Source organism: Psychromicrobium lacuslunae, from assembly GCF_000950575.1.
GTDB classification, from domain to species: domain Bacteria; phylum Actinomycetota; class Actinomycetes; order Actinomycetales; family Micrococcaceae; genus Renibacterium; species Renibacterium lacuslunae.
This window is the reverse complement of sequence record NZ_CP011005.1, coordinates 2,378,732-2,391,984: the sequence shown is the minus strand read 5'-3', so window position 1 is coordinate 2,391,984 and position 13,253 is coordinate 2,378,732. Positions and strand designations below refer to the sequence as shown.

The window sequence follows — 13,253 nt, the reverse complement described above, 5'->3', positions numbered from 1 at the left end:
TGCGAACAAGCTGGACCCATGCCAGCAACAACCGCAGCGATAAGTCCGCGCAAACCACCAGCCCCGGTGCAACTGCTAATCGCGACCGCAGAGCTGCGTGCTCAGGTTGAGGCGGCGTTAGCCGCAGCCGGAGCGGACTTCGTTGTGGGATCGCTCAACGCGGCCACAATTTCCGCGCTGGTAGTCGACCTGCAGTCCTTGCCTCAACGGTCTTGGCGGCATGATGACACCCCGACCCTTTTAGTCGGACGGGACGATGAAGAGGCCGAGTTGTGGCTAGCCGCCGCCAGCCTAGGCATTGACCGGGTGGCTCCAATGCCCAAAGCCGCTACCTGGTTGGTTGAGTTTCTCAGCGGTCTGCATGCCGAGCGCTCACGCGGCCGAATGGTAACGATACTGGGCGGTTGCGGGGGCGCGGGGGCAACCACGCTGAGCGCATTATTAGCTCTGCAATTAAACCGGCTCGGTCGCTCCTCCTTGCTCGTTGATGCCGATCCGTGGGGTGCGGGAGTCGAATCGAGCTTGGCTCCGAACCCGCCGGATGGACTGAACTGGCAGGGCCTAGCGGCGAGCTCGGGAAGTTTGAATCCTAGCGAGTTCGCGGAGGCACTCCCTGAGCTAGCATCATCACCGGTGCTTGGTTTTGGTAACTCGGCACAGCCCGGAGGTGAAGCAGGTATCAGGGTGCTGCAACGATCCGCGGCGGCTGTTATCGACGCGGCTCGTCGTGGTTTCGATATTGTGCTGACAGATCCGGGGCGGAGCCGAGAGACGCAGGAGAACTTTGTCTTGCGGGCTGACCTGCTGCTGTGTGTATTGCCGGCCAATCTGCTCGCCATGGCGGCCACGCGTCGGCTGCTTGATGCCCTGCCGACCGAGCGTCCTTATCTGGTGTTGCGAGGTGGTATGCCCGAGGGGCTAGATGCCGAACTAATTGCCAACTATCTTGAGGCACCCCTGCTGGGCAGAGTCGCCAGCATACCCGGCGTCCGCTCCGCCGCCGAGCAGGGAACTCTGCCGAGCTATGCAGGCCACCGAACGCTCAGGCGGCTGAGTTCTGCGCTGCTTGCCGTGATGGACGGGCGGGAACGATGAAGCACCGCGAAACTGTCCAAACGCTGAGCCAGGATGAGCAGCTTCTGGACGACGTGAGAACCGAGCTCACTCTCGACCTTGAGCCAGTGACCACGGCTAGGGTTGCCGCAGCGCTCAGATCCACCGGCCATCTATTAGGGGCTACCGGATCGCTGATTGCCGCAGACCGGATAAAAGCTGAGCTGACTGGCCTGGGACCGCTACAGTCATTTCTCAACCGCAGAGAGGTGACTGACATTTTCGTCAATTCACCGCAGGAGGTTTGGCTGCGCGATAGCTCAGGTCTGACGAAAACCGACCTGCACTTCGTTGATGAAGCTCAGGTGCTGGCATTGGCGAAGCGTTTAGCGGCTGCTGCCGGAAAAAGGCTCGACGATGTTGTGCCCTATGCCGATGTCCAGTTGCCCGGGGGAATTCGGGTGCACGCGGTAATGCCACCGATCTCAGCTCGCGGAACCTTGATTTCGATTAGAATCGCCAGGCTTCGAGCCTTTCAACTGGCTGAGCTGATTTCTTGCGGGATGCTCTGCCCGCAAAGCGCTGATCTGGTGAAAAATCTGGTCATGCAAGGACTGAACGTACTGATTAGCGGAGCGACCGGTTCGGGAAAGACCACCTTGCTGAGTACACTGCTGGGGCTCTGTCCGAGAAATCAAAGAATCGTGCTCGTCGAGGACACCGCGGAACTGAACGCAGAACATCCACAGATACTTCAGTTGCAGAGTCGAGCGCCAAATATTGAGGGTAGTGGGGGAGTTGTGATGAGCCAACTTATCCATGAGGCGCTGCGGATGAACCCAGATCGGCTCATTGTGGGGGAGTGCCGTGGCGCTGAAGTACGCGAGCTGCTGACTGCGCTCAACACCGGGCACATTGGCGGAGGTACTGTGCATGCCAATAGCGCTAGGGACGTGCCTGCCCGACTCCAATCCCTGGGTTCACTCGCTGGCCTCAGTCCGCAGGCTGTCGCGGTGCAAGCAGCCAGTGCCATTGATGTGGTGCTGCATCTAGAGAACGCCCCAGAAGGGCGCAGACTCAGTGAAATTGGCATGTTCACGTTGGCATCGGGGGTACTAGGAGTGGAATTGGCGGCAGAGTATTCGCCGGGCGAGCTTCGGCATGGAACCGCTTGGCCGCAGCTGCGGAAGAAACTACGCCAATGACCATCTTTTTGCTTTCTGCTACCGCCTGCGTGCTCTTGTCGGGGGCTCAACGGATCCGGGCAAACAGACATGCTCGCTGCTCGGCCGTTTCCCAGCGACAACTGCGGCCGACGGCGGTGAGCGGTATCGAACTATTGGAGGTGTTCCGTAAATTGGCGCTTTTGCTCCGCGCTGGCCGAACCGACTTCGAAGTGTGGCACCAGGCAGCGCTGGGTGTTAAATCGGAGGCGCTCAAGCGACTCTTACACAAGGCAGCGGCGCTCGCCGCATTGGGGATCTCACCGGCCGCCGCACTGGAGCCAAAGAATTGGCCAGCTCAGGCTGAACCTTTGGCACTGCAAGGGGCGACCGAGCTTGCTAGATGCCTCAGAGTTTCAGAGCGGAGTGGAACCCCGCTGGCGGGTTTGCTTGAGAATCTAGCCGGACACTTAGAACAGCAGATAGATATTGCGAGCCTCCGTGTCACCGCACTCGCCGGTCCAAAGGCGACAGCGAAATTGCTGGCCTGGCTTCCGTTATTGGGGTTCGGCTGCGGTTACTTGATGGGGGTGGATCCGCTTGCCGCGTTGCTGTCTCCCCCGTGGGGGACTTCTGCGCTCTGTGCCGGCATCATTTTGAGCCTGAGCTGTCGGGTGTGGGTATCCGGACTGATTCGACGAGCGAGTCAGGTGGCTTAGGACGATGGTCTTTTCTCTCTGCTGTCTTGCCGCAACGCTGCTTTTCTGGCCTTTAGACCGGCCCCTGACAAGCAGTCGAAAGCCGTCGAGGAAACCGAAAAGACCGGTATCTTCTGCCGAAGTGGCGGTCAGCTTGGATCTTTTGGCGAGCATGCTCGACGCTGGCAACGCCCTGCAGACCGGACTGATGTACCTAGCCTCTGTCAGTGAGGGGGCCTTTGGGAAAGGCTTGGCTGCGGTGGCATCGGCATTACGTACCGGCAGCAGTTGGCAGCAAGCATGGCAGGCCTGGTGGCAGAAAGAAGATCAAGTAAAAGCCCAAGTAAAAAGCCAAGTAAAAGCTCAGGCAAACAGTGATACCGCGCTTCACGACTTGGCGGATTCTTTGAGTTTTGTGGCGCTCAGTGGAACGTCTTCGTCGCTGTTATTACGCCAGGAGGCCGCGAGCAGGAGGCGGCAGGCGCAGAGAGAGCTACAGCGTCAGGCTGCGGCACTCGGGGTACGCCTAGTGCTGCCAATGGGACTGACGGCTCTGCCTGCATTCTTTTGCCTCGGCGTGGTTCCACTGGTACTTGCGCTGTTACCGGGGCGCGGCTAATACATGACGCGTTGAGAGCTACCGAACAAGTAATCGACCAACACCATTGAAAGGAAACCAACCATGAGCATTAGATCCGCGGCCGTTTCGGGGGCCCAAGCGAAAGTGCAGGAAAATGTACACGAGATCTTTCCCGGTGCAGCTAGCTCATCGTCAACTCGGCCTTGGGACGAGGCGGTGCGACTGCGTCGAAGCGAACTAGGCATGGCCACCGCTGAGTATGCCATTGCGACGCTGGCCGCAGTTGGTTTCGCGGGGCTGCTGGTGGTGATACTTCGCAGCGACGAGGTGCGAGGGTTCCTGCTAACGATTATTCGCAATGCGCTCAACCTCGGTTGAGCGGGGCTCGGTGACGGCAGAACTCGCGGTCCTACTGCCGGTGATCACCATGCTTTTCGCGATTATTGTGTTCACCGCTCAGCTGGGTTTGACTCAGCTGAGACTTGACGATGCTGCTCGGGCTGGGGCACGCCAAGCCGCCCGCGGAGAAACCACCGCTGGCACGGTGCAGGCGGCCAGGACCATTATCGGGCAGGACGCCAGCGTGACAGTCTCCAGCACGGAGGGCTTTGTCACCGTTACGGTGTCGGCAACCGCAAGAGGCCCCTTTGCTAGCGTGCTGGCCTGGCGGTTGAATGCTCAGGCTAGTGCGCAGCTTGAGCAGTTCTCTCCGCCGGAACAGCCAAGTATTAGTAGCGCCCGATGAAGTCTCGCACCGGCTCAGCTGCGCTGCTTGCCATTACGCAACGTGGCTCCGGGACGGTGCTTGCGATCGGGCTGGGCATCGCTGCGATGGTCTTAATTTGTGCGTTGTCCTTATTGTCGCAGGCTGTTTCCGGTTACCAGCGGGCGGCCAGTGCAGCCGATTTGGCAGCATTGGCTGCCGCGGACGCCGCTCGGGGGCTCAGCCCTGGGGAGCCGTGCCAGGTGGCCGATTCGGTTGCAAGTCGCCACGGAGCGGTGTTGAACTTCTGCGAGGTGCAGGGGCCGATGTTCGACACGGTAAGAGTGAGCGCTTCGGTGCAGTTTTCCGCACCGCTCTCCGTTTTCTACCAACAAGTCACCGTGCAGGCCCGAGCTGGACCGCCGAGCCAACCGGCTTAGCCCGGCTAAGCAGCGTCGCGCAGCAGGATCTTAAGGAGCTCGATCGCGCCCGCCTTGTCGAGCGGATTATTCTTATTGCCGCATTTCGGTGACTGCACACAGGAAGGGCAACCATATTCACATTCGCAGGCCAGGATGGCATCGTGGGTCGCTTGCAACCAGGTTTTCGCCGTTTCATAACCGCGTTCGGAGAAGCCAGCCCCACCAGGATGTCCGTCGTAAACAAAGACTGTGGGGGCACCGGTATCGGCATGCAAGGCGGTTGATACTCCGCCGACATCCCAACGATCGCTAGAAGCCACCAGCGGTAGCAAACCGATGGCGGCGTGCTCGGCGGCATGCAAGCTCCCGGGGAAGCGCGACTGAGCCAAGCCTTGAGCGACTAGATGGGAAGCATCCACGGTGAACCAGAAAGCTTTGGTGTTGAGATCTCTTGGCTCCAAACTCAATGGCTCCTCACCGAGGACCTCGTTTGAAACTAGGGATTTACGTTGAAAGGAGACCACCTGAGTTTTCACCTGCACCTCGCCGAAATGAAGGGTCACCGGTCCCCAGCTTTTTTGGCGTAGATCGCGCAGTACCTCGATTTGGGTCAGATCACGGGCGGTGGTGTAGTAGTCCGGCCACGCTCGTCGGACCACTAAATAATGTTCCGCTTCATTCAACTCTTCGACGAGATAGGTTGAACCTTGGTGGAGATAGACCGCCCCAACATGGGCCTGATAGTGGGATTGTTCAGAGCCAATGGTGCCCAACACCGTGCCAGTATCCGCTTCGACAATATTCAGTGGACCGCCACCCTGTGAACGAAGGTTAATCATCGCCGAAGGGTTTTCTGAATGAGTCCAGAACCAGCCCGCGGGCCGCCGTCGCAAATATCCGTCGGCGACTAGCTGATCGAGAGTCTGTTCGCTGTTCGGGCCGAATAGCTCGAGATCGGCGGGGCCAAGAGGGAGCTCAGCGGCAGCAGCACAGAGGTGCGGGCCGAGCACCACCTGATTATCGGGGTCGAACACACTGGCCTCGACCGGAACGTCGAAGATGGCCTCGGGGTGATTGACCAGATAAGTGTCCAGCGGATCATCACTGGCGACAAAGACCGCTAAGGCGGATTGGCCGGCTCGACCGGCCCGACCAAACTGTTGGAAGAGGGAAGCTCTGGTACCCGGCCAGCCGGCCACCAGCACCGCGTCGAGGCCTGAGATATCAATGCCCAGCTCAAGCGCTGAGGTGCTAGCTACGCCCAGCAGTTTGCCGGAGCGAAGCGAGGACTCCAGCTCTCGACGCTCCTCTGGCAGATAGCCGCTGCGATAGGCCGCAATACGATGTGGCAGGCTCGCATCGACCTCCTCCAGCAACCTTTTGGTATTTCCAGATATTGCCTCAGCGCCGCGTCTAGAACGAATGAAAGCAATGGTCCGAATGTGGGCGGAAACCAAATTAGCCAGCAGATCGGAGGTTTCAGCAATGCTGGTTCGCCGCTCGGGGGCATTGTTCTCACCGACAATGTCGCTCAGAGCAGGCTCCCACAGCGCAATAGTAGTAGCACCGTGCGGCGAGGAATCTTGCGAAACAGCTGTCACCGCTTCGCCAAGCAACCTGCCGAAAGATCGTTCCGGCTCCGCTGCTGTTGCCGAAGCAGCAATGAACACCGGGGCTGAACCGTGATGCGCGCAGATCCTTCGGAGGCGGCGTAACACTTCAGCGACGTGGGAACCGAAAACCCCTCGATAGCCGTGGGCCTCATCGATGATGACGTACTTGAGTTTCCTGAAAAAGCGGGACCACCATTCGTGGTTCGGCAAAATACCGAAGTGCAGCATATCCGGGTTGCAGAGCACAAAGTTGGCATGATCACGGATCCAGCGTCGGGCAGCCAGATCGGTGTCTCCGTCGTAGGTTTCGGCGCGAAGCGTGCTCAGGCCGAGTGCTCGGAGCGAAGCCAATTGATCCGCAGCAAGTGCCTTGGTGGGCGAGAGATATAACACCGCGGCATCCTCGCTGTCGGGCAGGATCCGGCCGGGTGAGGCGGCTTGGCGGAGTTGGGCGGTGTGAATCGCATTGAGCGCGGGAAGTTGATAGGCGAGTGATTTTCCGGAGGCGGTGCCGGTAGCGATGATCACGTGCTGGCCATGGTGCGCTAAGTCAGCAGCTGTAACCTGATGTAGCCAGGGTTGTTGCACCCCCAGCGAAGCATAGGCTTCAACGATGTCCTCAGCGAGCCAATGAGGCCAAGGAGCTGTAATAGCCTGCCGGGCAGCTACTTGCCGGACATGCCGCAATTGTTCTGGCTCCGGGCCACGGCCCAGTATTGAGAGCAGAGGCGTATCCGGGTTCACCGTGTCATTCTGTCATTTGCAGCGAACAACCTCTATTACCGTAACCCCGGTATTCTTGAAAGGTGGCAATACAACGAATCGTGCTCTTTTACGCTTTCGCTCCGGTGGCAGACCCCGAAGCGGTGCGGCTCTGGCAGCGTTCGCTGTGCGAACAGCACGGACTCAGAGGACGCATCTTGATCTCCAAAGATGGCATTAACGTCACCCTTGGCGGCGAACTCGGCGCGCTCAAACAATATGTCAAAGCCACCAAGGAATACTTCAAGCAGGTCGACGTGAAATGGTCCGACGGCTCAGCCGACGACTTTCCACGGCTGAGCGTCAAAACAAGAGCCGAGATCGTCAGTTTTGGCGCGCCCGGAGAGCTTGAGGTCGACGAAAACGGTGTGGTGGGCGGTGGCAAGCACCTGCAACCCGAGGAACTGCATGAGCTGGTGGCGGAAAAAGAAGTAGTCTTCTTCGACGGCCGAAATGCTTTCGAAGCGGCAATCGGCAAATTCAAAAACGCTGTAGTGCCGGATGTCTCGACCACTCGTGACTTCATCAAGGAGCTCGATTCCGGTAAATACGATTCGCTCAAAGACAAGCCAATCGTCACCTACTGCACCGGCGGCGTGCGTTGTGAGGTGCTTTCCAGCTTAATGCTGAACCGAGGATTCTCAGAGGTCTACCAGCTCGACGGCGGTATCGTTCGTTACGGCGAAAAGTTTCGAGATCAGGGTCTATGGGAAGGTTCGCTGTACGTTTTCGATCAGCGGATGCGGATGGAATTCAGCCCGGAAGCTAAGACCATTGGCAGTTGTGTTCGCTGCAGCTCAGCCACTAGCGATTTTTATAATTGCAGCAATCTGAGTTGCCGGACACTCAGCCTTTACTGTGCCGATTGCGCTAAGGACGCTGAGAACGTGCGCTGCCCGGAAGGGTGCGAGCCGCAAGCGGCGGAAGGATCTGAGCGAGTTCCCGCTTCCCGCTAGGTACTCGTTCCACGGCGGGGCCCCGCACCTTGTGGTGCAGCACTCGTAGCGAATACTGCACCACAACTCTCGCCTCGGTGAAGCATGGCGAGGACGGCGGCCCTGGAGTGGACTGTAGCCAGCGAACCCGGGTGACTAGCCAGCGATCAATTCCAGCACTGGCCCCTCGTGTAACGCTAGGTACACCGTGTCACGCAGCGAGTTCGCCTCGCTCATGGTGAGAGTTCGATCCAACGCCTGAAGAGTCAGCCTAAGTAGCACATTTGACTGTCCCTCGACGATGCCCAGCCGAGCACGGGCCACCGCCGGCAATTGATCCGCCGGGGTGTTGGCCAGAATTTCCAGCGCTGAGAGTTCGTCTGCTCGACTGCCCAGAGCGGTTCTAGCCACATCGCCCAGCGTTTCCTCATCCACCGAGGAGTCACAGACCAATGACAGGTCCCGATGCATCGGCGGCATCAATGACACCGGCCGCCACGGTGAGAGATCCTGGAGCTGAGACTGCACCCGAGGATCGGTGCCGCGCAGTAACCGGATGTCATTGATCTGCTTCCGTAGCATCAGAGCGCGGTCCAGTCCCATTCCCATCGCCAAGCCGCACCAACGACGCGGCTCCAGGCCGGCGGCACGCAGAATATGGCTACCGATTAAGCCACATTCACCCAGTTCCAGCCATTCGCTTGAACCGTTGGCGCCGGTGACCAGCACGTCGAGCTGATGTCCGTGCGAGGTGTAGGGGTGTTGGGTCGGGGTAGCCCGCCATTCGCAGCCGGGCAATACCGCTTGCGCCACTGCCTGCATCATTTCGTGGAGCTCTGGCAGGCCGAGCATGCCACGGGATTTTATTCGCCAGATATCGAGTTGATGCGGGGTGCCAACGTGGTGCCGATCCACCGCGTCCCGGCGATAGACCAGCCCGGGCAAGACGTGCAGCATATCGTAGCGTTCCTCGGTCTCGCGGAGCGTGTCTAAGAGTGCCGGGATGCCCGCGGAGGTGTGGCTGCGGAGCATCACGGTAGGTGAGACATGCCGCGAATAACGTGAGTCCCGCGTGACCGCGCCTGGGCTGTAACCGAGCCGGTCATAGTTGTCCCGGGTTGCCACCAAGGGATTGAAGCGATGAGTCACACTAGCAAGCTGCCAGTTGCTGCTGAGGGCGGTAATGACTTCGTCGAGAAGCAGCTGCATTGCGTGCTTGCCATCGGAGGGATCGCTGAGATCGGGCACGCTCAACGCTTCATTGAGTTCGGCTAAAGACAGATAATTAGGCATTGAAGGTTCTTTCGGTGAGTAGAAGTGGGGAAACTCCCTCGACCGAACCTCCGGGGCGAGTTAGCGCATCGCTGAGCAGCCCCGGCGGCCAATCGGCCGAGGGCTGCTAAATCGCTGCGCTGTCTGCATGCCAACCAGTTTACTACCCTTTGCGAGCGGTGATGCTGGAGTGGCCCTGCTCACCGGCTCCGGGAAAGCGGGAAAGGCGGGCGAAAAACAGCACCACGGTCTGCCCGATGCTGCCTATCCCGAGCAAAAGTTAACTAGCCTAGGAGCATGACTTTCGACGTCCCCCGAGCAGATCCGCTGCTCTTGCCCGCATTGCTAGCTGACTTTGAGGCGGCCAACTACACGATTGACGGAGTTGCCGAGCTGCTGGGCGAAAGCGGTTATGCGGCGCTCAACCGGGAACAGTTCGGTGCTGCGCTATTGAGCACTGAACGATCTGAGTCTGCGCTCGCCACCTTGATCAGGTTCTTCTTGCTGGCACGACCGGTGTCAATAGAAAAGCTCGAGGCGGCCTTGCCGAGGCTGGGCGTGGTCGGGCTGGGCTCTCTCGGCTTAGCTGAGACAGTGGAGCTCGCCGAGACAGCGGGCACGGAATGCCGGGTGTTGGCTGATCTGCGCCCCTATGCCTTTCAGGATGAACAGGGTGAAGTGCGGCTCTGGGTTTGCAGCGATCTTGCCGCGCACCAAAGCCCCGGAGTATTGCGTCGGGACCACGTACTGGGGATCGGTGGGGCTTCTTTGAGCTTGGCGCAGGCGACAATCCGCAAGCCGATGCGTCGTGCGCTGGACCTCGGCTGTGGCTGCGGGATTCAAACTTTGCACCTATTACGTCATGCGGAGCACGTCACGGCGACCGATATTTCCGAACGAGCGCTTGGCTTTACCCGATTCAACCTGCTGCTGAATGCGGCTGCCCTGGGTCTTGACGCCGAAAACCTCAATGCGCGAGTCGAACTCAGACTGGGCAGCCTGCTACAACCGGTGGCCGGAGAAGAATTCGACCTGGTGGTCTCGAACCCGCCCTTTGTGATCACTCCACGACACCCGGACGAGGCCGCCAGCGAGCAGTTCACCTACCGCGACGGCGGATTGCCTGGTGATGAGCTGGTTTCCTCTTTGATTCAAGGGTTACCCCGGGTGCTTGCCGAGGCTGGCAGCGCGCAATTGCTGGGAAACTGGGAGATCCCCCGCTCGGCCGCTTCTTGGCAGCAAAGGCTCGAACCTTGGTTCGCAGATGATTTGGACTACTGGCTGATTCAACGCGAGCAGCTCAGCCCGGAGCAGTATGCGGAGACCTGGTTGCAGGATGCCTCGCAGGGCCGCGAACCGGAGGGCTATGCCAGCGTCTACCGCGAGTACTTACTCGACTTCGAAGCTCGTCAAATCGCCAGCATTGGCTTCGGCATGCTCTGGCTGCGACGGTCAGTCAGCGCGGGAAGCTCCTCAAGGTTGCGCCGAATGGAAGGAATCGACCATCCGATTGAACAGCCAATTGGGCCAGCATTAGCAGCCAGCATCGAACGCCATGACTGGCTCTCCGCCAGCACCGCGGAGGATCTCGACGCAGCCAAGCTGTTGGTGGCTGAGGATGTCACCGAGGAGCGCCACCAGCGCCCAGGAGCCGAGCACCCCGGAGTGATCTTGCTCCGTCAAGGTGCCGGACTGCGCCGAACGACTCTGCTCAGCACCGAGCTAGCAGGCTTCGTCTCGGCCTGTGACGGGACGCTGAGCGTCGGACAGATTATCGCTGCGCTGGAGGCGCTGCTGGGGCGAGGGCTGGAGCTTCGGGAGGAAATTAGGCAGCTGATTCTCGACGGTTTCCTGATTCCGGACCAGCCCAGCTAAGTAGGGAAAACCCCACTATGCCTGGTCAGGAAAGCCGGAAAAAGATGGGTGAAAGCACCAATGTTTTCATCCCGCTGGACTGGAAAACTAAATTCCATGAGTGCAACGAACATCCTGACCAGATACCCCGAGAGCAGTGCGGAGAGCGGAGAAGAAGAGACCATGTCGAGGTCCGTCGAGCAAAGTAGCGGAACGATCGCACGTCCCCGAGGTTTCTTCGGCCAGCTCGGCCGGGATTTGGGGTACTGCTTGGCCTCCTTTTTCGTCGGAATTCCAGCTTTCGCAGCGGCCGTCGCCCTTTTCAGTGCCGGGCTCAGCACGGTAATCATTTATCTCGGCATTTTCATTTTGATTGCCTGCGTCTTTACCGCTTCTTTTTTCGCTAGCGCCGAGCGACGGCTGAGCGGGTGGGCACGCGGGCCGTTGCCACCACACGTGTACCGCAGTCGGAACCGCGGCGGTATTCGTGGCTTCCTCACCCCGCTCGGTGATTCGTTACGCTGGCGCGAAGTGATTCACGCCGTGGTGGCTTTCCCCGTTCGGGTCGCCGTGTTCTGCCTCGCGCTGACCTGGTTGGTGACCGGCCCCGGACTGCTCACCGCCTTCTTCTGGAAGGGCTATTTGCCGGAAGAATCACACGATGTTTGGGATTTCGTCGGCGTTGCCAAGCCTTACCAGGGCTGGTTGGACGCCGCGATAGGGGTGCTCTTTGTGCTCACCCTGCCGGTGATGTTGAAGGGACTAGCTCTATTGCTTCGAGTGCTGGCCAAAGGCCTGCTCTGCAACCAATCAGCGGTCTGGAAGGCGCGCGCCGCGCAGCTGGAGGCTTCCCGCGATTCGGCAGTGGCGGCCGAAGCCGGAAATCTACGTCGGATTGAGCGAGACATCCATGACGGGCCACAGCAGCGCTTGGTGCGGGTTTCGATGGATCTCAAATCGGCGCAGCGTCGGATGGAGCGTGGCGAGGCTGGTGCCACCGAGCTCGTTGCCGAAGCTTTGCAGCAAACCCAGGACACGCTCAACGAGTTGCGCGCCATCTCTCGCGGCATAGCTCCGCCGATTCTGCTTGACCGAGGCCTGCTCGCGGCGGTAGAAGCCTCTGCAGCGAGAACGCCGATCCCGGTCTCGGTGCAGGCCGAGGGGCTTGAAGGCCGCAGGCTGCCCGAGAAAACCGAAAATACCGCCTATTTTATGGTCGCGGAGGCGCTTACCAATGTGGCTAAGCACGCCAACGCCCGGCGGGCCACCGTGGAACTCACCCTCGCCGAAGATACATTGCGGGTTTCGGTGACCGACGACGGCCAAGGAGGTGCCCACGTGGGCAAGGGCCATGGTTTGGCCGGCCTGGCCGAGCGAGTTGAGGCGCTTGGTGCCGTGCTTTCGGTTGAGTCGGGCAGCGGTGGCACCTCGTTGAGCAGTGTGCTCCCTCTGAGTTAGGGACTTTCAGGGTCTTCAAGCCAGGTAATCTTAGGGCGTGAAGACAATCCGGGTGGTGCTGGCCGAGGACTCAATGCTGCTCCGTGAGGGCCTGATTCGGCTGCTGGTTGAAGGTGGCTTTGAGGTACTGGCCGCCGTGGCCGATGCACCGGCCTTGTTGTCAGCAGCCGAGGAATACCAACCCGATATGGTGCTGACCGATGTACGGATGCCGCCCGGACATAGCGACGAGGGCTTAGCCGCCGCGTTGGCGATTCGGCGTCGCTGGCCAGCCATTGGGATTTTGGTGCTTTCCCAGTACGTAGAGCTCAGTTACGCTAAGGATCTTTTGGCCACTGCTTCGGGGGAAGGCGGGATCGGCTATTTGCTGAAGGACCGAGTCTCAGATCTGGACGAGTTGGTGGATGCGGTGGAACGTATTCATGACGGCGGTACCGTGCTGGACCCAGAGGTAGTGTCGGCGCTCTTCAATACCAGCTCAAACAGCTCAGCTCGGAACTCGGTTGAGTCGCTGACCGAGCGAGAGCGCGAGGTGATGGGGCTGATCGCTGAGGGTCGGAGCAACGCGGCGATCAGCAAACATCTGGTAGTTTCAGCGGGGGCGGTGGAGAAGCATATCTCCTCGATCTTCAGCAAACTTGAGTTGCCGCCGTCCTCGGTGGATCATCGTCGTGTGCTCGCGGTACTAAGTTGGTTGCGACAATAAGGTTTTGGCAGGTATTGACTGGCGTCGTGCATCA

At 59.6% G+C, this 13,253-nt stretch carries 14 protein-coding genes; 12 read left to right on the top strand and 2 right to left on the bottom strand.

What is annotated here, in order from left to right:
* Window positions 1-18 precede the first annotated feature (18 nt).
* The 7 genes from ssd (at window position 19) to UM93_RS11245 (ending at window position 4,637) form a co-directional block, all read left to right on the top strand.
* Window positions 19-1,095: a septum site-determining protein Ssd gene (gene ssd / locus UM93_RS11275; protein WP_052663758.1), complete on the top strand. Its 1,077-nt coding sequence runs from the start codon at window positions 19-21 to the stop codon at window positions 1,093-1,095.
* Window positions 1,092-2,258, top strand: a complete 1,167-nt coding sequence (locus UM93_RS11270; protein WP_045075636.1) for a TadA family conjugal transfer-associated ATPase — start codon at window positions 1,092-1,094, stop codon at window positions 2,256-2,258. Before ssd ends, UM93_RS11270 begins: the two co-directional genes overlap by 4 nt.
* On the top strand, window positions 2,255-2,935 hold the full coding sequence (locus tag UM93_RS17185; protein ID WP_052663757.1) for a type II secretion system F family protein: 681 nt from the start codon (window positions 2,255-2,257) through the stop codon (window positions 2,933-2,935). Before UM93_RS11270 ends, UM93_RS17185 begins: the two co-directional genes overlap by 4 nt.
* Before the next feature lie 121 nt (window positions 2,936-3,056).
* Complete coding sequence (locus UM93_RS17180; protein WP_052663756.1) at window positions 3,057-3,533, top strand: type II secretion system F family protein; 477 nt, start codon at window positions 3,057-3,059, stop codon at window positions 3,531-3,533.
* Between the two features lie 63 nt (window positions 3,534-3,596).
* The gene (locus tag UM93_RS11255) at window positions 3,597-3,872 is read left to right on the top strand and encodes a DUF4244 domain-containing protein (protein ID WP_045075635.1); all 276 of its coding nucleotides are present in this window, start codon (window positions 3,597-3,599) and stop codon (window positions 3,870-3,872) included.
* On the top strand, window positions 3,853-4,239 hold the full coding sequence (locus UM93_RS11250; protein WP_045075634.1) for a TadE family type IV pilus minor pilin: 387 nt from the start codon (window positions 3,853-3,855) through the stop codon (window positions 4,237-4,239). The genes UM93_RS11255 and UM93_RS11250 overlap by 20 nt, the downstream gene beginning before the upstream one ends.
* On the top strand, window positions 4,236-4,637 hold the full coding sequence (locus tag UM93_RS11245) for an Rv3654c family TadE-like protein (RefSeq protein WP_045075633.1): 402 nt from the start codon (window positions 4,236-4,238) through the stop codon (window positions 4,635-4,637). Before UM93_RS11250 ends, UM93_RS11245 begins: the two co-directional genes overlap by 4 nt.
* A 5-nt stretch (window positions 4,638-4,642) precedes the next feature.
* On the opposite strand, the gene UM93_RS11240 is transcribed toward UM93_RS11245, so the two are convergent.
* Window positions 4,643-6,976 carry a DEAD/DEAH box helicase gene (locus UM93_RS11240; RefSeq protein WP_045075631.1) on the bottom strand — a complete coding sequence of 778 codons (2,334 nt, stop codon included), beginning with the start codon at window positions 6,974-6,976 and terminating at the stop codon, window positions 4,643-4,645.
* Window positions 6,977-7,038: 62 nt separating this feature from the next.
* Here UM93_RS11240 and trhO point away from each other — a divergent pair, with 62 nt between their 5' ends.
* Complete coding sequence (gene trhO, locus UM93_RS11235) at window positions 7,039-7,950, top strand: oxygen-dependent tRNA uridine(34) hydroxylase TrhO (protein ID WP_045075630.1); 912 nt, start codon at window positions 7,039-7,041, stop codon at window positions 7,948-7,950.
* Between the two features lie 135 nt (window positions 7,951-8,085).
* Here the strand turns inward: trhO and srmL are convergent, their stop codons facing one another.
* The gene (gene srmL, locus UM93_RS11230) at window positions 8,086-9,222 is read right to left on the bottom strand and encodes a PheS-related mystery ligase SrmL (RefSeq protein WP_045075628.1); all 1,137 of its coding nucleotides are present in this window, start codon (window positions 9,220-9,222) and stop codon (window positions 8,086-8,088) included.
* 127 nt (window positions 9,223-9,349) lie between these two features.
* Here srmL and UM93_RS17940 point away from each other — a divergent pair, with 127 nt between their 5' ends.
* From UM93_RS17940 to UM93_RS11215, 4 genes are all read left to right on the top strand, one after another.
* Window positions 9,350-9,502 carry a hypothetical protein gene (locus UM93_RS17940; protein ID WP_157874133.1) on the top strand — a complete coding sequence of 51 codons (153 nt, stop codon included), beginning with the start codon at window positions 9,350-9,352 and terminating at the stop codon, window positions 9,500-9,502.
* Complete coding sequence (locus tag UM93_RS11225; RefSeq protein ID WP_045075627.1) at window positions 9,499-11,076, top strand: DUF7059 domain-containing protein; 1,578 nt, start codon at window positions 9,499-9,501, stop codon at window positions 11,074-11,076. The genes UM93_RS17940 and UM93_RS11225 overlap by 4 nt, the downstream gene beginning before the upstream one ends.
* 96 nt (window positions 11,077-11,172) lie before the next feature.
* Window positions 11,173-12,513: a sensor histidine kinase gene (locus UM93_RS11220; protein ID WP_162183384.1), complete on the top strand. Its 1,341-nt coding sequence runs from the start codon at window positions 11,173-11,175 to the stop codon at window positions 12,511-12,513.
* A gap of 37 nt (window positions 12,514-12,550) precedes the next feature.
* On the top strand, window positions 12,551-13,219 hold the full coding sequence (locus tag UM93_RS11215; RefSeq protein ID WP_234399294.1) for a response regulator transcription factor: 669 nt from the start codon (window positions 12,551-12,553) through the stop codon (window positions 13,217-13,219).
* The last annotated feature ends 34 nt before the right edge of the window (window positions 13,220-13,253 follow it).